The sequence below is a fragment of the Streptomyces sp. NPDC047515 genome (genome assembly GCF_040643055.1).
GTDB lineage: Bacteria > Actinomycetota > Actinomycetes > Streptomycetales > Streptomycetaceae > Streptomyces.
Window position 1 is genome coordinate 160,738 of sequence record NZ_JBEYTM010000008.1, and the last position, 21,945, is coordinate 182,682.

Annotated in this window: 20 protein-coding genes and 4 pseudogenes; 23 read left to right on the plus strand and 1 reads right to left on the minus strand. The window is 69.2% G+C overall.

Annotation, left to right across the window (positions count from 1 at the left end):
- Positions 1 to 125: 125 nt before the first annotated feature.
- The 19 genes and pseudogenes from ABZ826_RS09640 to ABZ826_RS09730 all read left to right on the plus strand — a co-directional run.
- On the plus strand, positions 126 to 299 hold the full coding sequence (locus tag ABZ826_RS09640; RefSeq protein WP_361444815.1) for a hypothetical protein: 174 nt from the start codon (positions 126 to 128) through the stop codon (positions 297 to 299).
- A gap of 118 nt (positions 300 to 417) precedes the next feature.
- Complete coding sequence (thpR, locus tag ABZ826_RS09645; protein ID WP_361444818.1) at positions 418 to 1,014, plus strand: RNA 2',3'-cyclic phosphodiesterase; 597 nt, start codon at positions 418 to 420, stop codon at positions 1,012 to 1,014.
- A gap of 94 nt (positions 1,015 to 1,108) precedes the next feature.
- A pseudogene (locus ABZ826_RS09650) lies at positions 1,109 to 1,285 on the plus strand (IS982 family transposase); the annotation flags it as partial.
- Positions 1,286 to 1,508: 223 nt separating this feature from the next.
- The gene (locus ABZ826_RS09655) at positions 1,509 to 2,852 is read left to right on the plus strand and encodes a hypothetical protein (protein ID WP_361444821.1); all 1,344 of its coding nucleotides are present in this window, start codon (positions 1,509 to 1,511) and stop codon (positions 2,850 to 2,852) included.
- Positions 2,853 to 3,557: 705 nt separating this feature from the next.
- Positions 3,558 to 4,670 (plus strand): annotated as a pseudogene (locus ABZ826_RS09660) (site-2 protease family protein); the annotation flags it as partial.
- Positions 4,671 to 4,913: 243 nt separating this feature from the next.
- A complete protein-coding gene (locus ABZ826_RS09665) occupies positions 4,914 to 5,669 on the plus strand; it encodes a TRIC cation channel family protein (protein WP_361444824.1) in 756 nt (251 codons plus the stop codon).
- The gene (locus ABZ826_RS09670) at positions 5,666 to 6,922 is read left to right on the plus strand and encodes a M20 family metallopeptidase (RefSeq protein ID WP_361444827.1); all 1,257 of its coding nucleotides are present in this window, start codon (positions 5,666 to 5,668) and stop codon (positions 6,920 to 6,922) included. The genes ABZ826_RS09665 and ABZ826_RS09670 overlap by 4 nt, the downstream gene beginning before the upstream one ends.
- 245 nt (positions 6,923 to 7,167) lie before the next feature.
- Positions 7,168 to 7,632: pseudogene (locus ABZ826_RS09675) on the plus strand ((5-formylfuran-3-yl)methyl phosphate synthase); the annotation flags it as partial.
- 717 nt (positions 7,633 to 8,349) lie between these two features.
- Positions 8,350 to 8,610 carry a hypothetical protein gene (locus ABZ826_RS09680; RefSeq protein WP_361444830.1) on the plus strand — a complete coding sequence of 87 codons (261 nt, stop codon included), beginning with the start codon at positions 8,350 to 8,352 and terminating at the stop codon, positions 8,608 to 8,610.
- Positions 8,611 to 8,971: 361 nt separating this feature from the next.
- A complete protein-coding gene (locus tag ABZ826_RS09685; RefSeq protein WP_361444833.1) occupies positions 8,972 to 9,712 on the plus strand; it encodes a DUF1684 domain-containing protein in 741 nt (246 codons plus the stop codon).
- 47 nt (positions 9,713 to 9,759) lie between these two features.
- Positions 9,760 to 11,277 (plus strand): ABC transporter substrate-binding protein, encoded by a 1,518-nt coding sequence (locus tag ABZ826_RS09690; protein WP_361444836.1) that lies wholly within the window; start codon positions 9,760 to 9,762, stop codon positions 11,275 to 11,277.
- Entirely contained in the window at positions 11,277 to 12,242 is a 966-nt protein-coding gene (locus ABZ826_RS09695; protein WP_361444839.1) for an ABC transporter permease, read from the plus strand. Before ABZ826_RS09690 ends, ABZ826_RS09695 begins: the two co-directional genes overlap by 1 nt.
- Positions 12,239 to 13,066, plus strand: a complete 828-nt coding sequence (locus tag ABZ826_RS09700; RefSeq protein ID WP_361444843.1) for an ABC transporter permease — start codon at positions 12,239 to 12,241, stop codon at positions 13,064 to 13,066. The genes ABZ826_RS09695 and ABZ826_RS09700 overlap by 4 nt, the downstream gene beginning before the upstream one ends.
- Positions 13,063 to 13,863, plus strand: a complete 801-nt coding sequence (locus ABZ826_RS09705; protein ID WP_361444846.1) for an ABC transporter ATP-binding protein — start codon at positions 13,063 to 13,065, stop codon at positions 13,861 to 13,863. Before ABZ826_RS09700 ends, ABZ826_RS09705 begins: the two co-directional genes overlap by 4 nt.
- Positions 13,860 to 14,624 (plus strand): ABC transporter ATP-binding protein, encoded by a 765-nt coding sequence (locus ABZ826_RS09710; protein ID WP_361444849.1) that lies wholly within the window; start codon positions 13,860 to 13,862, stop codon positions 14,622 to 14,624. The genes ABZ826_RS09705 and ABZ826_RS09710 overlap by 4 nt, the downstream gene beginning before the upstream one ends.
- A 435-nt stretch (positions 14,625 to 15,059) precedes the next feature.
- Positions 15,060 to 15,467, plus strand: coding sequence for an archease (locus ABZ826_RS09715; protein WP_361444852.1), 408 nt, complete (start codon positions 15,060 to 15,062; stop codon positions 15,465 to 15,467).
- A 26-nt stretch (positions 15,468 to 15,493) separates the two neighbouring features.
- Positions 15,494 to 16,477 carry a CapA family protein gene (locus ABZ826_RS09720; protein WP_361444855.1) on the plus strand — a complete coding sequence of 328 codons (984 nt, stop codon included), beginning with the start codon at positions 15,494 to 15,496 and terminating at the stop codon, positions 16,475 to 16,477.
- A 5-nt stretch (positions 16,478 to 16,482) separates the two neighbouring features.
- Positions 16,483 to 17,910, plus strand: coding sequence for an RtcB family protein (locus ABZ826_RS09725; protein WP_361444858.1), 1,428 nt, complete (start codon positions 16,483 to 16,485; stop codon positions 17,908 to 17,910).
- 492 nt (positions 17,911 to 18,402) lie between these two features.
- Positions 18,403 to 19,044 (plus strand): annotated as a pseudogene (locus ABZ826_RS09730) (dienelactone hydrolase family protein); the annotation flags it as partial.
- A 200-nt stretch (positions 19,045 to 19,244) separates the two neighbouring features.
- On the opposite strand, the gene ABZ826_RS09735 reads toward ABZ826_RS09730, so the two are convergent.
- The gene (locus ABZ826_RS09735) at positions 19,245 to 19,523 is read right to left on the minus strand and encodes a hypothetical protein (RefSeq protein WP_361444861.1); all 279 of its coding nucleotides are present in this window, start codon (positions 19,521 to 19,523) and stop codon (positions 19,245 to 19,247) included.
- Between ABZ826_RS09735 and ABZ826_RS09740 the strand changes: the two genes are divergently transcribed.
- From ABZ826_RS09740 to ABZ826_RS09755, 4 genes are all read left to right on the plus strand, one after another.
- Complete coding sequence (locus ABZ826_RS09740; RefSeq protein ID WP_326603381.1) at positions 19,513 to 19,716, plus strand: RlpA-like double-psi beta-barrel domain-containing protein; 204 nt, start codon at positions 19,513 to 19,515, stop codon at positions 19,714 to 19,716. The two genes, ABZ826_RS09735 and ABZ826_RS09740, sit on opposite strands and share 11 nt — an antisense overlap.
- A gap of 11 nt (positions 19,717 to 19,727) precedes the next feature.
- Complete coding sequence (locus ABZ826_RS09745; protein WP_361444865.1) at positions 19,728 to 20,342, plus strand: cell wall protein; 615 nt, start codon at positions 19,728 to 19,730, stop codon at positions 20,340 to 20,342.
- 31 nt (positions 20,343 to 20,373) lie between these two features.
- A complete protein-coding gene (locus tag ABZ826_RS09750; protein ID WP_361444868.1) occupies positions 20,374 to 21,276 on the plus strand; it encodes a MauE/DoxX family redox-associated membrane protein in 903 nt (300 codons plus the stop codon).
- A gap of 274 nt (positions 21,277 to 21,550) precedes the next feature.
- A complete protein-coding gene (locus tag ABZ826_RS09755; protein WP_361444871.1) occupies positions 21,551 to 21,844 on the plus strand; it encodes a hypothetical protein in 294 nt (97 codons plus the stop codon).
- The last annotated feature ends 101 nt before the right edge of the window (positions 21,845 to 21,945 follow it).

The following is a 21,945-nucleotide window of genomic DNA, read 5'->3' on the forward strand; positions in this document are numbered from 1 at the left end:
CTGATCATCCCGTACCGGACGAGGCGTCCATCGCGGCCATGCGGTGGCTTCGCACCACTGTCGGTATCGAGGCCGGACCGGCGACCGGCACCAATGTGTGGGGAATGTGCCCTCTCGTTGCCCGCATGCACGAAGCGAGGACGCGAGGCAGCGTTGTCACTGTCATCGGCGACACCGCCGATCCGTACCGGAGCACCCACCTCGACCCGGAGTGGGTGCGGGCGCAGGGACTCGACCCCGCGCCGTACGAAGCGGACCTCGCGCGCTTCTCCCGGGCCGGGCGATGGCCGACGGCGTGAACGGCCCGGCTGTGACGCCGCCTGCCGGAAGTGGCTTCCTCGGCATCGCGACCGCGAGCACCTCTCCCGCATCACCTGGGCTTCGCGTCAACCATCCGGATACGGTACGAAGTCCGGTATGAGCGAACAGACTCAGCCCGCGACCGTTCGCGTGTTCATCGCCCTCGCCCCGCCCGACCACGCGAAAGAAGAACTGGCCCGGGAACTGCGCCCCGCCTATGACACATACCCTCACATGCGGTGGAACCGCATCGAGGACTGGCACATCACCCTGGCGTTCCTCGGGGAGCTACCGGCCGAGACGGTTCCGCTCCTGCGCCCGCCTCTCGCCGACCTCGCAGCGGACTACCAACCACCCTGTTTGGCACTGCGCGGCAGCGGAACCTTCGACGACCGGGTGCTGTGGAGCGGAATCGACGGAGACCTCGATGAGCTGCACACGCTTGCCGCCGATGTGCGTACCACGGTCAAGAGCTGCGGTGTCGCCTTCGAGGATCGACCCCTGCGCCCACATCTGACGTTGGCCCGTGCCCGCCGAGGAGATCGATCCTCGGCAGGAGAAATCGCCGAAAGCGTCGCCGGATTCACCGGCCGCCGATGGCCCGCCGAACGTCTGCACCTGGTCGGCAGCAACGTCGGCCGTAGCCGTGGACCGATCCACTATCGCGACATCGAGGCTTGGGCGCTCGGCAACGGGCACCGCACCGGATGGTGAACGAACCAACCAGGGCCGGCCGACAGGCTGTGGACGAGTAAGTCCGAAGTCTTCGCCTTCGCGTGCAGGAGGCGGGGGTCTCGTTGGTTTGTTCGTGACGACAAACCTGCAGACCCTCGCGACTGCGCTGTACGTGAGGATCGATGGCTCTCCGGCAGGAACGCGGCGAATGGGCCGTCCTCCGCGGCTGACGGATGCCGAACTGTTGACGCTCGCGGTGATGCGGGCAGTCCTGGGCTTCGTCTCCGAAGCCCGCTGGCTGCGGTTTGCCCGCGGCCCCCGCCCGTCGCGTACGAGGGGCAGGTGCGGTCGAACCGGTCGGAAGCGCAGAAACCAGGCCGACGACAGCGGACGCGTAACGGGATCCGTGAGGCTGTCAGGTTCCGGACATGCCGGTTTCAGACAGTGAACGACATTTCTTGATCCGGGAGTTGGGCTTACAGACTGGGCGTCGCCCTTGGGTGCCCTACCGGGCACCCTCGAAAGGAGACCCCGTGAAGAAGATCCTGTCTGCGGCAGCGAGCCTGGCGATCGCCGCGACCTGCGGCTTTGGCATGGCGCTTCCCGCGCACGCCGCTGACGCGACCGGCGTCACGACTGCGGCGAGCCGGTCGCTGCAGTCCTCCCTCGACACCTCCTCCATGGACCCGCAACACCAGGCCATCGTCGACCGGATCCTGGCCAAGCTGCCCGCCGACTGGGAGGCACGCCTCGACGCGGCCAAGGCCAAGTACGGCCTGAAGGGCGAGGAGTGGCAGCAGATCCGCGACAGCGCGATCAACCCCGGCGACTACCAATGCCAGACGACCGACCTGTCGAAGTACGCCAACTCCCTCCTCGATGGCGCCCAGGACCCGTGGACCATCTTCATCCTTTCGCTCTTCGGCGGCTTCGACATGCCCACCTACGACGCGCTGATCTATGGCAAGGAGTCGTCGTCGAACACGTTCGGCGTCAAGGGTGAGTACACCCAGCAGCTCAACTCCGAGATGAAGAACCTCAAGCGCTTCTGGGACATCGACTCGGCGCACATCGAGCTGATGCCCATGCACGACGACACTGTGGCGTCCCGTACGGTTCGGGGCGGCGATGGACACCACGGCGAAACGGTCGTCACGGACCAGCACGTTCAGCGCGACATCGGGGAAGACCCGGGCCTGTTCTCCCTGGGCGACGCACTCGTGCGCCACGTCCAGCGCCTTGGGGTCCTGCAGGATGTTGGCGCTGTACACCACCCGGTAGGCGATCCCGCGGTCCAGCGTGTCCAGCGTGCCAGGGCCTACCTCCGGCACCCGGTCGCTCCCGCCCACCGGCCCTATCGACAGCGCGCGCACCTGGGACACGGCCCCGTTGTGCACCCGCGACTGGATCTCCCCGCGCCGCTCGGAGGTGTCGACGGCCTCGACGTAGCTCGCTCCGGCGGTGTGGTCGAGCCAGTACTGCGACAGGGCTGTGGCGCTCTCGTAGGCGATCCGGGCCTGGCGCGCGCGCCGCTCCGCGACCGCCTCCAGCACCGCGCGGGGCGGCTGGGCAGTCAGTCTGCCGTCCGTACGGGACACCAGGCCGATGTCGCTGAGTTCGGCGACGGCGTCCTTGAGGCCGTCGAGCGGCGACCCGACCAGCGCCGACCGGTCGGTGAGCTCGGTCAGGGTCTGCGGACCCCGTTCCACGAGCGCGAGGTAGGCGGCCTCCGCTGTCGCGGAGAGACCGAGAGCCTGCAACGGGCGCAGTGTGCGCATACCCCCCCAACACGGCGGCGCCGCACGGCACCACCCACCGACCCCATTTCTACGGTGGCTGTCATTCCGCAAAAGATCGTCAGCCTAGCACCGGCATGATCACGCGGACCGGGAGCGGGCGGCGTGACGAGCGGCGCCGGCGGAAGCGCCGAAAGTCGGTCCGCGCCCGCCGCTGTCGTGGGCGCCCGACCACCCGCCGACCCACCCGGCGCCGCCCACCCTCAGCCGCGACGCTCGCGGCCTGGTCAGGCGCCCTGGCGCACGATGATCGTGTCACCGACGCCGACGCCGACGCCGACGCCGACGCCGACGCCGACGACGACGGTGTCCTGCGTGGCGGAGGTGAAGGACGAGCCGTCGCCCGGCTCACTCGGAGACCGTGATCCGTTGGGCCGTGATCGGCATCCTGCTTCGGCGGCTCACGCGCAACGGACCCGCTGCACGACCGGGCCCCCGAGCGCTCACGCGGATCTTGTGAGATGACCAGGCCGTCCGCTGCCCGCGGATCTCTCACCCCGCCTCGTCACGCAGGAGCAGGGTCTCCAGTACGAGCAAATCCGCGTCGCTGAGCCGCGGAACCGCCCAGTCGTTGCTCTGTGCGTGTGCGATGAACCGGGGGTCGAGCCAGGTGATGACGCTCGACGTAGTGGGCCGGGGCGGAGGAGGGAACGCCGTCCTTGGCGCCGGCCGACTGCGGGGGGTTGTGAGAGTGAGAATTGGGGTGGGTGCCGAGGTGGTCGGTTCATGGAGTCAGGTCACGAGGTCCTGCCCATGGACCGGGTGCCGAGCAGGTGGGAGACGACGATGAACGGATCGGTCCGTGTCGGACAAGTTGTCGGGGTACCACTGCGGATGCACTGGAGCGTGCCGCTGCTGGTGGTCCTGTTCGCGTACGGTCTTGGTCGCCAGACCCTTCCGGCATGGACTCCAGGGCGCTCGGATGCGGTTTACACCTTCGCCAGTGCCGTGGGGGCCGTGCTGCTCATGGGAAGCCTTCTGCTCCACGAGACGGCACACGCCGCCACTGCCCGCAGGAAGAAGATCGCGGTACAGGACGTGACGCTGTGGGCGCTGGGCGGGATGACCCGGATGGGGCGACCGCAGACAGCCGCGGTGGCTTTCGCAGTGGCGATCAGCGGGCCGCTCACCAGCATGGTCATCGGAGGCACCGCGCTCGGAGTGGGAATCGGGCTGCACGCGATGTCGGGCTGGGTGGTGCCCGCCGCCGTTCTCGTGTGGCTCGGCTGGACGAACCTGTTCCTGGCCGCATTCAATCTGCTGCCCGCTGCGCCGCTCGACGGCGGAAGGGTGGTGCAGGCGCTGTTGTGGTGGCGTACCGGAGACCGGGAACGTGCGGATCGGGCGGCCTCCCGAAGCGGTCAGGTCGTGGGCGGGCTGCTGATGGCCTTCGGCTGGATCTCCTTCCTCCGTGGGGTGCCGGGCGGGCTGTGGCTCGTCTTCGTCGGTCTTTTCATCACGGTCGTCGCCGGCGCCGAACGGCAGCGCGCTGTGATCCATACAGCACTGCGGGGCGTCAAGGTCACCGATGCCATGTCCAGCCCGGTGACCACCGGCGCCGACTGGCTGACCATCCGGCATTTCATCGACGAGGTGGTGGTGAACTCCAGCCATTCCGCCGTGCCGCTGCTCGATTTCGAAGGCCGTCCCAGCGGGATCGTTCAGGTACGCAAGCTTGTCCGGATACCGGAAGCGCGCAGGGAGACGCTGCGCGTGCGTGAGGTGGCGATCCCGCTGTCACAGTGCGCGGTTGCCGCCCCGAGTGATCTTCTGAGTGAGGCACTCGACAAGCTTCGCCCAGGCAGTGGCATGCGCATTCTCGTCGTGGACGGGGGCCATCTGGTGGGGTTCGTCACTGCGAAGGACATTTCACGGCTGATCCAGCGGCACACACTGAGTGCCAAGGGCCCGACTGAGCGCGGGTCCCGCAATGTCGGCCCGGGTGCTGCCGAGAGGCTGAGTCGCCAAGGGCTGTCCCGTAATCCCTGGCGGGCGCGCGACGACAACCACGGCACCTCGCCGCGTTGTCAAGACGTCCGCCTACATCCAGCATGCGGATGTCCCTACGCCTTGCGAGGCACCGCATCCGACGCCGCGCGCTGATCCACCACGCATTACGGGTCAGCCCTTAGGCTCGTCGTCGTGTCCACCGCGTGCGTGACGTCGGCTTCCCTGATTCCCGCCGGTATCACGGTCGCGACCCGGTATCTCGACCTTGCAGGTGTCTTCTCGTGCGCGCTGCTGGGGGGTGCCGTGGCCCGTACGGCGGGCCTGGACCTGTTCGGGTTCCTGGTGGTGGGCATCATCTCCGGTCTGGGCGGAGGCATGATCAGGGACGTGCTGCTGCAGCACGGCACACCTGTCGCGCTGACCGACTACGCCTATCTGCCGACCGCCGTCGCCGGGGCCGTGGTGGTTTTTCTCATCAAGCTGAGTGAGGAGTCCTGGAGCCGGCTGTTCACCGCGCTCGACGCCGCGGTCATCGGGTTCTGGGCGGTCACCGGAGTGAACAAGACGCTGGCCGTCGGCCTGGGCTGGTTGCCGGCCGTCCTGCTGGGCACCGTGACCGCCGTCGGCGGCGGCGCCTTGCGCGATGTCGTCCTCGGTCGGGTGCCGGCTGTCTTCGGCGGTAACGGTCTGTACGCCACTGTCGCCGTCGCGGCCGCTGGAGTCACGGTGATCTGCGTGTACCTCGGTGTGCCGGGGGTCGGCGTCGGCCTGGGCGTCGCCCTGGCCCTGGCCTTCCGGCTCACCGCCGTGCGGTTGGGCTGGAACCTGCCCAACAGCCTGGACTGGCAGTCCCGGTCCAAGGTGGCTGCGACGCTGCGGCGCCGCACCGATCCCGATTCCCGGAACGGGAAAGAAGAGCGGTCCCACCCGCGCAAGGAGTCATCGTGACCGACTGTACCCATGCCGTGCTGTCCGGCCTCGCCGAAATCCGTTTGGACCTTGAGGACCTCTACCAGGATCTGCACAGGCATCCCGAACTTGGCCTGCGGGAGCACCGCACGGCGAAGAAGGCGTCCGACGCCCTGCGGGACTTCGGTTACGAGGTCACCGACGGCATCGGCGGCACCGGCGTGATCGGCGTGCTGACGAACGGCGACGGACCCACCGTCATGGCCCGCGCGGACATGGACGCCCTCCCGGTACGCGAGCAGACCGGTCTGCCCTATGCCTCCACCGTGACCCTGACCGGTCCGGACGGCACCGAGCAGCCGGTCATGCACGCCTGCGGGCACGATGTGCACGTAACCGCTCTGATCGGCTGCGCACGGCTGATGGCTCAGGCCAAGGACGCCTGGCGCGGTACCTTCGTGGCGCTCTTGCAGCCCTCGGAGGAGAACGGCGACGGCGCCCACGCCATGATCGACGACGGGCTCACAGCAAAGGCGCCCCGACCCGACGTGGTGCTCGCCCAGCACGTCCTGCCTTATCCGGCCGGCTATGTCGGCACCCGTCCGGGGCCCTTCCTGTCGGCCGCGGACAGCCTGCGCATCACCGTCCACGGTCGAGGGGCGCACGGCTCCATGCCCCAGGCCGCGGTCGACCCCGTGGTGATGGCCGCCATGATCGTCGTGCGTCTGCAGACCATCGTCTCCCGGGAACTCGCCGCCACCACCCCCGCCGTCGTCACCGTGGGTAGCATCCACGCGGGCAGCAGCCCCAACATCATCCCCGACAGCGCCGTCATCCAGCTCAACGTCCGTACCTACGACGATGGCACGCGCAGCCAGGTCCTGAAGGCGATCGAACGCATCGTCCGGACCGAGTGCGAGGCGTCCGGAGCGCCGAAGGCACCCGAGATCGAGAAGACGGCCGCCTTCCCGCCCACCATCAACGACGAGGACGCCACGCGGCGCGTCGCCGAGGCGTTCGCCGCCCACTTCGGCGACGACGCGCACACCATCGACCTGCAGACCGCAAGCGAGGACATGAGCGAGCTCCCCCGAGCGTTCGGCGCGCCGTTCACCTACTGGGGCATCGGAGGCATCGACGCCGGCCTGTACGCCGAGGCCGCCAGGAACGGCACCATCGCCGAGGACGTCCCGGTCAACCACAGTCCGACGTTCGCTCCCGTCATCCAGCCGACCCTGGACACCGGCGTCAGGGCCATGACGGTGGCGGCCTTGGCCTGGCTCGGCAGCTGACGCCGACCCGGCATCTCCGGCGAGCCGTTGGGGGAGTCGGTCGCGGGGTATGTCGAAGCGGGATCGATGGCGAGGCACGGGGCGAGCGGTACGCGTCGCTGACCGGAACTCCGGTACGGAGACGGTCAAGGGTTGCCCGCTCCGCTCGTACCCTCTTCGTCGGAATCTCGCGCTCGGCCCACTGTGCGGCAACGGGCCTACCTGCGCGAGGCTGGTTCGAAACCGGCGTGGAAGGAGCCCACTAGTTGCTTCTCATCTCCCCGGACAGCGTCGAGGAGGCTCTCGACTGCGCGAAGGCGGCGGAGCACCTCGACATCGTCGACGTCAAGAAGCCCGACGAGGGCTCGCTCGGGGCGAACTTCCCGTGGGTCATCAGGGAGATCCGCGAAGCGGTCCCGGCGGACAAGCCGGTGTCCGCCACTGTAGGAGACGTACCGTACAAGCCCGGCACGGTGGCCCAGGCGGCGCTCGGTGCGGCTGCGTCCGGAGCCACGTGCATCAAGGTCGGGCTCTACGGATGCACGACGTCCGAACAGGCCATCGACGTCCTGCGGGGGGTCGTCCGGGCAGTGAAGGACTATCGGCCAGACGCGTTCGTCGTCGCCTCGGGCTACGCCGACGCCCACCGGACCGGCTGCGTCAATCCGCTCGCACTGCCCGACATCGCCCTCCGCTCCGGCTCCGACGCGGCCACGCTCGACACCGCGATTGGTACAGGCGCCGGGGTCGGCCCGCCAACTGCGCCAGGCCTCGTGTGCGAAAAGGCGGATCCGCGGTGAACGCGCGAGCCGAATCCGGTCGAGTGCGGTTCTGAGCTCCGACCCAAGACCCTTTGAGCGGTGGGGGCCCGTCTTTCAGACTGTTGTGCTCCCGATGAGGCGGTCAAGAGGAACATCCGCTCTTTCCGGGGTGGGCGAGATTGAGCTTGATCCGATTGGTCGCTGCCATGCGCACAGACCCGCCACTCTTCTTTTGCGTCATGCCGTGCCGGATGAAGCAGAAGGAATTCGGGAATGACCGGTCATCATATTCTCGACCCGAATCCGGCCCCGGACATCCCGCCAGCCTCCTCACTGTCCAGCCGACTATCGTCCCCCCGTACGAGGAATCCAACAGGATGCACCTGAACGGGTGAATCTCACCCACGCGATTCCGTGACGCCACGAAGTGTGCTGTGCCCCCACCAGGCCCTCGGCGCGCTGCGGGATCAACGTGCTTCTCCCAGGCATCGGTTCGGCCCGGCAGCGCGGCAGGCTCGCCCACGTACAGCCTTTATGGGCAACCCAACCCCTGGCGTGGCCTCAATTATGAGTGGCGGCTGGTGCGCGTCCGTGCGCTGCCCCACCCGAGACAATTCTTCACATCTCACTGAAACTGAATTCGCCGAATTCCCTAAGCACCCTCGCGCCGCTGGAGTGATTCAGCCCATGACCGACAGCGCCCCCGGCCAGAAGGCCCGCGAACTACTTGTCCAGGCATCCCAGCACCCTGTCGCCAGCCCCCAGCGCAACGCGCTGGTGACCGAAGCCGCCGTGTGGGCACGGCTGGAGCACACAGCCGAGATGGACAACTATGCAGCCGCAGCGATCGGCATCAAGTCTGCCCTGACCTCTCTCGCCGGCACCGTGCAGAAACTCGGCAGCGCGGTCGGCGACCTGACTGAACACGTCAAACGCAGCCAGAAGTGAGCGAGTACGCGGGCCGGGGCATCGTGCGGGCTTGGGCTGTGACGAGGGGGAGGTGCTGAGGCAGGCCGCACAAGATCTCTCGAAGGACCGGACGGGACACTGCTTCGCGCCGCGCGGCGCGAGGTCGCCGTACGCGGTCGTCCCCCGTGGGAACCGCTCTGCTGACCAGGGCCCGTACGGCGCGCTGCACGGGTCCCGGACACGAGGCCGGCCGGTCCTCGGGCCTGAGGCGCCGTCGCCGGTCTCACTATCCAGTCAAATTTGACATTAGCTCGCCTTATGGAAGATAAAGAAGGTCCTTTGGGTTGAAGCTCACGCAACGTAACGATCGCGGCGTGGCGGCCCACGCACGTCTACGTGAATGAGTAATGCCGTGTCCCACGCCGCCGTAGTACCTGACCAGCCGACCGACCCCGCCGGGGACTGGGAGGCATGGCGCGCCGAGCGGCGGCGCTCCGTTACCTCGGCCGCCGGGAACCTCGCTCTCGTCGAGACCCGCTGGGCCCCGGCGGGGGAGCGCCCCGACCTCGATGCGGCCCGAGCCGGACAGCCGGATTCTGTGATCGTCACCACGGTCGAGCGCACCGACTTCGTCACCGGTGAGCCCGAGCACGGTCTCCGATTCTGGGACGCGCAGTCCCCCGCGATCCAGAACTTCGATCGCACCGATGTCTTCCCGTACGCCCCGGCCTGGGTGCTGGAGGCCTCGTACACCCCGGTGCCGGGCGCCAGGCGGGTCGGATTCGAGCACATCCGGGACAACGGCGGCACCCGGGACCTCGTCGTGCCGGGAGACATCGAGCTCACCCTGGACGGCCGGGACTACACACTGAGCGCCTTCGATGACGACGGCACCCTGCTGCTCGTCTTCGGTGACCCCACCAACGGCGACATCACCTACGGTGCCGGGCGCTTCCTCTTCGTCACTCACACCGGCGAGGGCCGCGTCCTGCTCGACTTCAACCGTGCGTTCGTGCCGCCCTGCGGATTCTCCGACCAGTACAACTGTCCGATGCCGCCGCGGCAGAACCGTTTCCACCTGCCCGTGGAGGCGGGAGAGAAGCGGCCCGTCTTCCGCGACGGCTTCGCCGCGCAGCACTGATCAACCCCGCACTCCTCCGCCTCGCAGCACGAAAGCGCGTACTCCTCATGAGCATCAAGAAGACTTCCCTGTACGGCGGAGCCACCGCCGCCGCCCTGGCCCTGACCCTCACCGCCTGCGGCGGGGGCTCCCACGCGGGCGGCGCAGCAGGAGGAGCGAGCGACAAGAACGCCACAGTCAACATCGGCTCGCTCTACGAGCCGCAGAATCTCGACAACACCGCGGGCGGCGGTCAGGGCGTCACGGAGGCACTCAACGGCAACGTGTACGAAGGGCTGTTCAAGCTCACCGACGAGGGCAAGGTTGAGAACCTGCTCGCCCAGGACTACAAGGTCAGCGGCGACGGACTCACGTACACCTTCACCCTGCGCGACGGTGTGAAGTTCCACAGTGGCAAGAAGCTCACCAGCCAGGATGTCAAGTACAGCCTGGAGAAGGTGATCGCGAAGGACTCGCAGTCCGCGCGCAAGAGCAATCTCGAAGTCATCAAGTCCGTCGGGACGCCTGATGCGCGCACGGTGGAAGTCCGGCTTTCGAAGAAGTCGATCTCCTTCGTCTACAACCTCTCCTACGTATGGATCATCAACTCCCAGGCGAAGAACCTCAAGACGACCGAGGACGGCACCGGTCCCTACGCGCTGAACAAGTGGACCCGCGGCTCCGCTCTCAGCCTCGACCGGTTCGCCGGCTACTGGGGTGACGCGGCTGCCAACAAGCAGGTCGTCTTCCACTACTACAAGGACGCCACGGCGCTGAACAACGCGCTGCTGACCAACGCGGTGGACATCGTCACGAGCGAGCAGTCGCCCGACGCCCTCGACCAGTTCAAGAGCAATCAGAACTACAAGGTCAACGACGGCAACTCGACGACCAAGCTGCTGCTCGCCTTCAACGACAAGGCCAAGCCCTTCACCGACGTGAAGGTCCGCCAGGCCGTCTCCGCCGCCATCGACGACAAGAAGCTGCTGGAGTCGGTGTGGGGCGGCTACGGCAAGCAGATCGGCTCCATGGTGCCGCCCACCGACCCGTGGTACGAGGACCTCACCAAGGTCAACGGCTATGACACCGCGCGCGCCAAGAAGCTGCTCGCCGAGGCCGGATACAAGAACGGCTTCAGCTTCACCCTCGACACCCCGAACTACGACCCGCACCCGACCGCCGCGACCTTCATCAAGTCGCAGCTCGCCAAGGTCGGCATCACTGTCGAGATCAACACGATCACGCCGGACGAGTGGTACACGAAGGTCTACAAGAACCACGACTTCACGGCCACGCTCCAGGAACACGTCAACGACCGCGACCTGGTCTGGTACGGCAACCCGGACTTCTACTGGGGCTACGACAACAAGCAGGTCACCCAGTGGGTCGAGGAGGCCGAGCAGGCGTCCAGCACCGCTGAGCAGAGCGAACTCCTGAAGAAGGTCAACCGCAAGACCGCCGAGGACGCGGCCAGCGACTGGCTGTACCTGTACCCGCAGATCGTCGTGGCCGGCAGCAAGCTGTCCGGCTACCCGGTCAACGGCCTCAACTCCCAGTTCTTCGCCTACGACATCAAGAAGGGCTGATGGGCCGGTATCTTCTGCGCCGTCTCGCCTTCCTGCTGGTGTCGCTGGCGCTTGCGAGCGTGGTCCTGTTCGCGCTGCTGCGCATGCTTCCGGGCGACCCCGCCAACGCGCTCACCTCCGTGGGCGCCAGCTCCGAGCAGATCGCGGCGGCGCGGCACTCCATCGGCTCCGACAAGCCTCTTCCCGAGCAGTTCATCCACTGGATCGGGCAGTTGGCGAGCGGTGACCTCGGTACGTCGTTCGTCAGCTCGCTGCCGGTCGGCCCCGAGATCGGCTCCCGGCTGAATGTCACCATCCCGCTCACACTGGCCGCCTTCGTCCTGGCGGTGCTCATCGCCGTTCCGGTCGGCTTCGTGGCGGCACACCGACGCCGGACCTGGTACGGCGCGTTGCTCAACGGGGTGTCCCAACTGGCCATCGCTGTCCCCGTGTTCTGGCTCGGCATGATCCTCATAGCCGTCTTCGCCCTGAACGCCGGCTGGCTTCCCGCAGGCGGCTTCCCGCAGGACGGCTGGGCACAGCCGGCCGAGGCGGTCCGCTCGCTCGCCCTGCCCGTCGCGACCATCGCACTCGTGATGAGCGCCTCGCTGATCCGCTACGTCAGGTCGGCCACACTCGACGTGCTGGGCAGCGACCATCTGCGCACCGCGCGGGCCATGGGCTCGTCGTTCGGACAGGCCATGTGGCGGCACGGGCTGCGCAACGCCTCTGTACCGGTGATCTCGATCCTCGGCATCGAGCTGGCGTCCACGCTGCTGGGCGCGGTGGTCGTGGAGTCCGTGTACGCGCTCCCGGGCCTCGGCTCCCTGCTCGCGACCGGCATCGCGCAACACGACTATCCGGTGATCCAGGGGGTGCTGTTCGTCTCCACGCTCGCGGTGCTGATCATCGGCTTCGCGGCCGACTTCGCACAGCGGATCATCGATCCGCGGCTGCGCGGCAGGCTCTCGGGAGGTGCCCGATGAAGCAGTCGACGAAGCGCTCGTACACGTTGACCGTCGGATGCGTCCTGGTCGGCCTGATCGCCGTGCTCGCGCTGGTCTCCGTCTTCTGGCTCCCCTACGCCGCCGACGACACATCCGGCGGACGGCTCACGGGCCCCGGTGCGGGCCATCTGCTCGGCACCGACAAACTCGGCCGCGATCTGTTCACCCAGCTGATGACCGGCTCCCGCATCGCCTTCGAAGCGGGCCTGGGATCAGTCCTCGTCGCGGCCGCCCTCGGCGGCACGCTGGGCGTGCTGGCCGCGTTCGCGCAGGGCTGGCTCGACGACACGCTCTCGGCGTTCCTCGACATCCTGATCGCCTTCCCGACGCTGCTGCTGGCGATGCTCATCGTCGCCGCCCGCTCGGCCACGCTGGGGTCCGCCGTGCTGGCGATCGGCCTCGCGCAGAGCGCGGTCGTGGCACGGCTGGTGCGGATCCTGGTCAAGCGGGTCCTCGCGCAGGACTACATCACGGCCGCGCGTACCTCGGGCACCTCGTGGCCGCGGATCGTGGCCGGGCACGTGCTGCCCAACATCTGGCCCACGCTCGTGGTGAACCTGGCCCTCCAGTTCGGGCTCGCGGTGCTGGCCGAGGCCGGCCTGTCCTACCTGGGCCTGGGAGCGCCGCCGCCCAACGCCTCGTGGGGCCGTATGCTCCAAGAGGCGCAGGCCACGTTCACCACGGCCCCGGCCGGTGCGCTGGCCCCCGGCATCCTTCTCGTCCTGCTCGTCATCGGTGTGAACCTCATGGCCGACGGACTGCGCGACACCCTCGACCCCACGGCCCGGCGGAGGCGCGCATGAGCATCCTCGACGTACGCGACCTGACGATCCGTACGGCTGACGGGCGCATTCTCGTCGACGGGCTCTCGCTGAGCATGGCCCCTGGCGAACGCCTCGGCCTCATCGGAGAGTCGGGCTCCGGGAAATCGCTGACCACCCTTGCCGTGCTCGGCCTGCTGCCGGACGGCATGACGGCCACCGGCAGCGCCGTGCTCGCCGGCACCCAGATCGTGGGCGCCACGGAGAAACAGCTCACGGGCGTACGCGGCCAGGACGTCGCCATCGTCTTCCAGGAGCCGCTCACCGCACTCGACCCGCTGATGCGTGTCGGCCGGCAGATCGCCGAACCGCTGAGCAGAAGGCGAGGGCTGAAGGGCGCCGAACTGAAGCGGTCTGTCGTGGAGGCGCTGGAGCGAGTGCGCTTGCCCGAGCCGGGCCGTATCGCCCGCGCCTTCCCACACGAAATCTCCGGCGGGCAGCGGCAGCGGATCGCGCTCGCCATGGCACTGGCCTGCGACCCGAAGCTGCTCATTGCGGACGAACCGACCACCGCCCTCGACGTCACCGTGCAGTCAGAGATGCTCGACCTGATCGACACCCTCGTACGGGAAAGGGACATGGCCGTCCTCTTCGTCAGCCACGACCTCGCGGTCGTGTCGAAGGTCGCCGACCGTGTCCTGGTCATGAAGGACGGCCGCGCCGTGGAGGAGGGCGACGTCCGAGAGATCGTGCGGACCCCGCGTGAGGAGTACACCAAGGCGCTGGTGGCAAGCGCGCGGCAGCTGGAATCGGCTCTGGACCTGAGGAGGGCGCGATGACGCCCGTACTGGAGCTGAACGGAGCCTCCTTCAGCTATCGAGGACGCACGGCGCCCGTCGTCGAGGACATCTCCCTCGCCGTCGAGACCGGGCAGAGCCTTGCCCTGGTCGGCGAATCGGGTGCGGGCAAGACCACTCTGCTGCGGCTGCTGCTGGGACTCGCCCGGCCGACCTCCGGCACCGTCCTGTTCGACGGCGAGGAGCTGAAACCACGCGACAGCCGGCAGACGCGGCGCTTCCGGCGCAGCGTGCAGTGCGTCTTCCAGGACCCGTACTCGTCGCTGGACCCGCGTCAGCGCGTCGGCAGCATCGTGTCCGAACCACTGCGTTCCCTCGGCATCGACAACCGGGTCACCGCCGTGCCCAAGGTGGCCGACGCCCTTGAGCGGGTCGGACTCCCGGCCGACGCCGCGGAACGCTATCCACACGAATTCTCCGGCGGCCAGCGCCAGCGCATCGCGATCGCCCGCGCGACCGTGTGCGACCCGCGGGTGCTGCTCGCCGACGAGCCCGTCAGTGCTCTCGACGTCACGACCCGCGTCAAGGTCGTGGACCTGCTGAACGAGTTGAAGCAGGAGCAGGGCCTGACTCTCGTCATGGTCTCCCACGACCTGTCGGCGGTCGCCTCGCTGTGCGAACGCACCGCCGTCCTGGAGAACGGCCACATCGTCGAACAGGGCGAAACCGCACAGGTGCTGGGCGCTCCCGCGCATCCGTACACGCGTCGCCTCGTCGAGAGCGTGCCCCGGCTGCCCGCTTGACCGGTGGGTGCGTGCTCGCCGGAGGCGGTGGCGCGGCCGAAACGATGGCCGTCGTCGGCGCCCTGCCAGGCGGGAGCCGTCCTCCTGCGACCGGTGCGCCGAGGTACGCAACACCGTGATCACGCGCCGGGCCGTCGGCGTACCGTCGCCCCACCGAGGGCGCAGGCGGGTGCCCTCGCTGCCGCCCTCTGCCGTGTCCGCGCAGGCGGCGGCTGTGCATGGCGCGGGCCGGCTCCTCGGGCGGCCGGGACGGCGCCGACGGGTGGCCGCGCCTCGTGCGGGTTGCCCCGGAGCGGTGTATGGGACGACTCTGGAGGAGGCACAGCCTGCGGAATTCTGCCTCGGGCTTGTGCATACGCAGACGACGGAGAGGCGCCGACCGTGGACGGTCGGGTACCTACGGAGAAGCAGCCTGGCGCGAGTGGTCACCGGGCTGTGCCACACACCGCGGACATGCGGGTGGAGGCGTGGTCGCCGACGGCCGCGGGCTGCATCGGTGAGGCGGTGCGCGCGATGGTGGAGGGTTTCGCCGACACGTCCGGAGCCGCAGTTGCCGGGGACCACGAACACGTGATCACGGCGGAATCCGACGAGGATCTGCTGGTGTCCGTCCTGGAGGAGGTCGTCTACCGGATGGATGCCCACGGCGAGATCCCGTTCGACGTGGAGGTGGGGGCGATCCGGCCGGCGGCGGACGGCCGGTGCCTGTCGGTCCGCTTCCGGATGGCCGACGCGGGCACCGCCGTCGCGGTCGGTGCGGTGCCGAAGGCCGTTTCGCTGCACGACCTGCAGATGCGGGGCGGCCCTGGCGGCTGGACCTGCCGGGTGACCCTCGACGTCTGAGGGCGGGGCAGGGAAGGGACAGGATCATGGCGCTCACGGTGGCTCTGGCAGGCGACACCATGCTCGGACGCAACGTCGCCGAGGAACTGCGCCGCTCGCCGGTGCCGGGGACGCTGGTTTCCACGGGGGTCAGGAAGGCGCTCGCGGAGGCGGATCTCTTCGTGCTCAATCTGGAGTGCTGTATTTCCGACCGGGGGCACCGCTGGCCCGACCCGCGAAAGGCCTTCTTCTTCCGGGCGCCCTCCGTGGCCGCCAAGGTGCTGGCGGAACTGGGGGTGAACTGTGTGACGCTCGCCAACAACCACGCCCTGGACTACGGGTCCGACGCCATGGCCGACACCCGCACCCTGCTGGCCGGGGCGGGCGTCCACACGGTCGGCGCCGGGGAGAGCGAGCGCGCGGCCCGGGAGTTCGCGGTGCTGGAGGCGGGCGGTGTACGGCTGGCGGTGGTGGGCGCCACGGACGACCCGGAGGAGTACGCGGCAGGAGAGAGCAGTCCCGGCGTGGCCTGGGCCGATCTCCGCGCGGGGGTGCCCGACTGGCTGAGGGAGTCGGTGGGCCGGGCCGCCGCGGCGGCGGACGTCGTGCTGGTCACCCCGCACTGGGGCCCCAACATGACCTCCCGGCCGCCGCGCCGCGTCTCGGCCGCGGCCCCGGAGCTGCTGGCGGCCGGAGCGACATTGGTCGCCGGGCACTCCGCCCATGTCTTCCACGGGATCGCCGACCGGATCCTCTACGACTTGGGCGACTTCGTCGACGACTACGCCGTCGACCCGGTCCTGCGCAACGACCTCGGGCTCCTCTTCCTGGTGACCCTGGACGGCCCGGATGCCGCGCACCTGGTTCCTGCCCGGGTGGAGGCGGTGCCGCTGGCCCTGGACTACTGCCGCACCCGCCTGGCGCGCGGTGAGGACCGGGAGTGGATCCGCGAGCGGCTCACCACAGCCTGTGCCGAGTTCGGCACCACCGTCGGCGATCGGACCGGATGGCTGACGGTCGACTGGAGGTGAGGGACGTGGAGATCACACTGGTGGAGAGCAGCCCGTACCGCTTCCGGATCGAGCAGCGGGAGCCGATGCGCGTCCCCGGGGTCGTGTTCGCCTCGCGGGCGCTGCTGCCGCAGGCGGCGGGGGACAAGGCGTTGGAGCAGGTGGCGAACGTGGCGACGCTGCCCGGCATCGTCCACGCCTCCTTCGCCATGCCCGACGTCCACTGGGGCTACGGCTTCCCGATCGGCGGGGTGGCGGCCACCGACATCTCCCACGGCGGGGTCATCTCGCCCGGCGGCGTGGGGTTCGACATCTCCTGCGGCGTACGGCTGCTGGCCGCCGGCATCGACCGCGAGGCGCTCGGCCACGACCGGATGCGGCGACTGATGGACATCCTCGACAAGTCCATCCCGCGCGGTATGGGGCGCGGCGGCCTGTGGAGTCTGTCGGGGGCCGGGGAGATGGACGAGCTGCTGGTCGGCGGCGCTCGGTACGCGGTCGAGCACGGCCACGGTGTGCCGCGCGACCTCACGCGCTGCGAGGACTCCGGCGTCCTGGACGGTGCGGCCCCGGGGCAGGTGAGTGCGCGCGCCGTCGAGCGCGGCCTCCACCAGGTGGGAAGTCTCGGCTCGGGCAACCATTTCCTGGAGATCCAGGCGGTGGACCAGGTCTACGACCCGGCCACCGCAGCGACCTTCGGGCTGCGGGTGGGCCAGGTGTGCGTCATGATCCACTGCGGCTCGCGCGGCCTGGGCCACCAGGTGTGCACCGACCACGTCCGCGTGATGGACCAGGAACTGCACCGGCACCGCATCCAGGTCCCGGACCGGCAGCTGGCCTGTACGCCGGTCGACTCGCCGCGGGGCCGCGCCTATCTCGGGGCGATGGCGGCGGCCGCCAACTACGGCCGGGCCAACCGCCAACTGCTGTCGGAAGCCACCCGCCGTGCCTTCGCGACCGCTTCGGGAGTCGGTCTGGAGTTGGTCTACGACATCTCGCACAACACCGCCAAGATCGAGACCCACGAAGTGGACGGTGTGGCACGTCGGCTGTGTGTCCACCGCAAGGGCGCTACGCGGGCGCTGCCGCCCGGTGACCCGAGCCTGCCCGAGGACCTCGTCCAGGCGGGCCAGCCGGTACTGGTCCCCGGGACGATGGGAACCGCCTCGTACGTGATGGTCGGCCTGCCCGGCAACGACGCCTTCCGCTCCGCCTGCCACGGCGCCGGCCGGGTCTGGAGCCGCCACCACGCGCTGCGCATGGTCCGTGGAGAGCAACTTCGCGGCGAGCTGGAGGCCCGGGGCATCGCCGTGCGGCCCTCCTCATGGCGCGGTCTCGCCGAGGAGGCGCCGCGGGCATACAAGGACGTCGACGCGGTCGTCGCCGTCACCGAGGGCGCCGGCCTCGCCCGGCTGGTTGCCCGCCTGGTGCCGCTGGGAGTGGTCAAGGGATGAGGCGGTACGAAGCGAGAGCGACGGGCACGGCTTCCCCGGCGGACCTCGTCCGCGCGGCGGGTGGCGCGACGAGCGGCTGCTCGGCGCGCTCCCGCGCCGTTCGGCGTCGGTAGGCGGACTCGCCGACCCTTCGAACGTGCACGCACGCGCCCTGCCTTCGAACATGCGCCGACTCGCCGAACCTTCGAGCATGCTCCGGCCGGCCGGTGCAGAGGCATGAGTCCCTGGCGCGCCGGAGCCGTGGTCACACGGTGCTCGGGCGGTGAAGCCGCTCGCGCCTCGGCGGAACGCGAGTAGCGTGGAACCTGGATGAAGGGTCGGGGAGGAAGTCCGGTCGGAAGCCGGGAGCGGTGATGAACGGCTGAGTCCCTGTGCCTTTCGGACGAAGTGCGTCGAACGGGTGGGCGAAGAGGTGCGCTTTCTCGGAGCATCGAGCAGCGGCATGTAGCCGCAGCAACCGTGGGAGGAGCGGCGATGGTGGCCGCGGACCCGGAAGTGGTCGTGCAGGCCGGACCGGTCCGGCTCCACGGGCAGTTGTCCGTCCCCGAAGGAGCCATGGGCATCGTGGTGTTCGCCCACGGCAGCGGCAGCAGCCGACACAGCCCGCGCAACCGCTTCGTCTCGACCTCGCTGAACAAGGTCGGCCTGGCCACGCTGCTGTTCGACCTTCTCACTGCGCAGGAAGAAGGGGACCGCGCCCACGTCTTCGACGCCGCCCTGCTGGCCCGCCGCTTGGGCGACGCCACCCGCTGGCTGCTCGATCGGCCCGAGATCCGGGGCCTGCCGGTGGGCTACTTCGGCGCCAGTACCGGCGCGGCCGCCGCGTTGTGGGCGGCGGCCGCGCCGGACTCCCCGGCCGTGGCGGTCGTCTCTCGCGGCGGCAGGCCCGATCTGGCCGGATCCCGTCTGCCGGCGGTGACCGCGCCCACGCTGTTCATCGTCGGAGGCGAGGACGGGGTGGTGCTGGAACTCAACCGCCAGGCTCAGGCACTACTGCGCTGCGAGAGCCGACTGGCTGTGGTCCCCGGCGCCACCCACTTGTTCGAGGAGCCCGGTGCTCTCGGGGAGGTGGCGGACCTGGCCGGAGAGTGGTTCGCCGACCACCTGGGGCGTCACGCAGGACCGGAGAGCTGAGCGTCGACGCGCCCTGGAGAGGGCTTCGCGCCGTCGATGGACGCGGCGCGGGGCACTCGACTCATACGGAACGCGGCCGTCTATACAACCTGCGTCTATACAACCTGCTTGTCTACGCGCATATCATTGAGTTGCTTCGCTCGGACCACCATCCTCGGCCGGAACGCGGGCGTCTCCGCTTGACGTATCGCGCCATCGGTTCACTCAGTGCTTGTCATGTACTCGTCAGTCCACGAGAAAGGCAACACGATGGCTTGCGGATCAACCAGCCTGTGGGCCGGTGAAACCAGCTGGTTCTGCTGTGGCAACGCCTGGGGCCCATGCTCCAGCGCCGGCGGCGGCGCCTGCGGCAACTGCCAGTCCAGCGCGCACCACGGCGCGTGGCCCAACGCCTCACAGGCGTGCTGGAACATCACCCGGCCCGACCTCTGTGGCGAGAACATACCCAGACGCGGCTGCGGTGCGGTGATGAACGTCAAGCACCAGTGCTCGGGCGCGACGGTGTGCATCACCATCACCGACTGCGGCCCGCGGACCAAGGACTGGTGCGGCGAGGCGACTTGCTGCAATGGCACCTGTCGCACCAACCGTGTCCTCGACCTGACCCCGGCAGCCTTCTCGGCGATCGGCAACCTGAGCTCGGGCAAGCTGCCGGTCTACATCTACGAGTGAGGAGCACCGACATGACCGTACGACACGACCGGGCAGACGGGATGCGCCGCCGGCGCTTCCTCACCAATGCCGCGCTGGGTGGCGCGACCATCATCGGCGCGACCGCGCTCGGCGGGCTCGACGCCGAGGCCGCCTTCGCTGCGGAACCCTCGCTCGACCCCGCGATAGCCAGGTCCACCTTCGTGGAGGGCCGGATCACGGGCATCACCGGCAGCATCCTGGAGGTGGCCGGATCCAACGGCGGCCATTCCCGGGTGCAGATGACCAACGTCACCAGCGTGTGGAAAGTCCGCGCCACCACGGCCGAAGCGATCGATGTCGGCGACGGGCTCTACGCGCGTGGCGTCATGATGCCCGACGGCACTGTGGCCGCCGACGCGGTGTGGGTGAACATCGTGAATCTGGACACGCAGATCCGCGGCATCGCGAAGAACCGGCTGCACCTCGCCCACGGGCAGCACGAACTGGTCGGTCACGTCGCCCCGGACGCCAGTGCCTCCTACGCCGGCCGCGCACTGACGTCCGACCTGTCCCGGCTGCGCATCGGACAGAGCGCTCAGGTGCTCGGCGCCTGGCGGCCGTCCGACAACTCCGTGGACGTCGTCCGCATCTCCGTCGGGCACTGATGCGGGCCCAAGGACACCGAGAGAGAAAGAGATGCTGTCACTGACAACAGGCCTGGCCCCGCTGGTCCTCGCGGGCCTGCTCGGGTGGACCGGAGCGGTCAAGTCGTTCGGTCGAGGCACCGCACAGCAGGCGCCGAAGACGGCGCTGGCCCGCATTCTGCGCAGCAGTGAGCGGGCCACGAGGGTGTTGCGCGCGACCGGCGCGGGTGAACTCCTGATCGCCGCAGGTCTGCTGATCACCCCGGCGAATCCGGTGCCGGGGGCCGCCGCCGCGGTCCTCGGGGCGGGCTTCCTCGCCTACCTCGGCTACGGCCGGACCATGGCACCGGAGTCCTCCTGCGGCTGCTCGGCGAGTGAGGACACCCCCATCACCTGGCGGGCGTTCGCACGGGCGGCGGTCGTGGCCATCGGCGGGGTCACGGTGGCGGTGACACGGGGCACTTGGTGGTCGGAGATCTCCGAGCGGCCCGCCGACGCCCTGGTTTTCCTGGCCGGGGCGGCGGCGGTTCTGGTCGCCCTCTCGGCCGACCTCGACAGGTGGTGGCTGCTGCCGCTGCGCCGGACGAGGCTGCGTGTCTTCGGCCACCCGCTCCTGGGCACCGCCGGCAGGGACCGGGTGCCGGTCGCGGCGAGCGTCGAACTCCTGGAGGACTCCCTCGCCTGGCAGGCCGCCGCACCAGTGGTCCGGTCCGCCTTGCTGGACCACTGGGAGGAGAACGGCTGGCGCATTCTCCAGTACTCGGGTGTGTACGGGGACCGGGAGGACGCGCGGCCGGTCGCGGTGGTGTTCGCACTCGATGCCACGGCCGGGCGCGACACCGGTGACGACCCCATCGTCCGTGTCAGTTATGTCGACGTGGACAGCGGGGAGGCGGTGGCCATGGACGAACTCGGCGCGGTGCCGTCGCGGAGGGTCCTGCCGATGGCGGGCTGACGCCACGGACGGATACCTCGGCCCGGTTCGGTCGCCCGGTCACCTCGCGGTGGCGCGGGTGTCCTGACCCTGCGGATCCCGATCGCCGAGCACGTCAGTGCCCGGGAGATCGCCATCGGCGCGAGTGCGGGCACGAGCAGACAGGCAGCCGGACCGGACCCGTGCCGGCGGCAGAGGACGGGAAGCGACCTCCCCTCCCGTCCTCCGCACTGCGTGCGATGGGAAGCGTTCCGGCTCGGCCGGTCGGCCGTCCTCGGGGCCGTAGGCTCTGGCCGTGACCAATCTCCAGGTCCGTCGCGAGGACGGCACGATCGAGGCTCGGGCCAAGCATGGTGTGGTCTGGAGTCCCGAGCCGGCCGGTCTCGACCAGTCGGTGTTTCCGATGCTGGGGCACCTGTTGCCGTACGCGGACACCGCGTTCAACCACCGGCAGGTGTCCACCTTGCCGGCAGAGGTACCGCGGCTGCCTCCGGGTGTGGTCACCGATGAGTGCGCGCGTGAAATTCTGGAACTGGGCCGGACTGTTCTTGAGGGACAGCACCTGTACCCGTGGTTCCTCGGGGACTGAGAGACCGCGATCGGCTCAGCCCCGGAGCCATGGGCGAACGGCTGCGGTAGTGCCGTGGACGGCGGACTGCCGCAGGGACTCGTCCGCGTCCTCACCCAGCA

Coding starts and splice junctions, on each gene's coding strand:
- ABZ826_RS09640 (WP_361444815.1), top strand. CDS start 126: ATGCACGAAGCGAGGACGCGAGGCAGCGTTGTCACTGTCATCGGCGAC.
- thpR (WP_361444818.1), top strand. CDS start 418: ATGAGCGAACAGACTCAGCCCGCGACCGTTCGCGTGTTCATCGCCCTC.
- ABZ826_RS09680 (WP_361444830.1), top strand. CDS start 8,350: ATGACCGACAGCGCCCCCGGCCAGAAGGCCCGCGAACTACTTGTCCAG.
- ABZ826_RS09685 (WP_361444833.1), top strand. CDS start 8,972: ATGAGTAATGCCGTGTCCCACGCCGCCGTAGTACCTGACCAGCCGACC.
- ABZ826_RS09690 (WP_361444836.1), top strand. CDS start 9,760: ATGAGCATCAAGAAGACTTCCCTGTACGGCGGAGCCACCGCCGCCGCC.
- ABZ826_RS09695 (WP_361444839.1), top strand. CDS start 11,277: ATGGGCCGGTATCTTCTGCGCCGTCTCGCCTTCCTGCTGGTGTCGCTG.
- ABZ826_RS09700 (WP_361444843.1), top strand. CDS start 12,239: ATGAAGCAGTCGACGAAGCGCTCGTACACGTTGACCGTCGGATGCGTC.
- ABZ826_RS09705 (WP_361444846.1), top strand. CDS start 13,063: ATGAGCATCCTCGACGTACGCGACCTGACGATCCGTACGGCTGACGGG.
- ABZ826_RS09710 (WP_361444849.1), top strand. CDS start 13,860: ATGACGCCCGTACTGGAGCTGAACGGAGCCTCCTTCAGCTATCGAGGA.
- ABZ826_RS09720 (WP_361444855.1), top strand. CDS start 15,494: ATGGCGCTCACGGTGGCTCTGGCAGGCGACACCATGCTCGGACGCAAC.
- ABZ826_RS09740 (WP_326603381.1), top strand. CDS start 19,513: ATGAACGTCAAGCACCAGTGCTCGGGCGCGACGGTGTGCATCACCATC.
- ABZ826_RS09745 (WP_361444865.1), top strand. CDS start 19,728: ATGACCGTACGACACGACCGGGCAGACGGGATGCGCCGCCGGCGCTTC.
- ABZ826_RS09750 (WP_361444868.1), top strand. CDS start 20,374: ATGCTGTCACTGACAACAGGCCTGGCCCCGCTGGTCCTCGCGGGCCTG.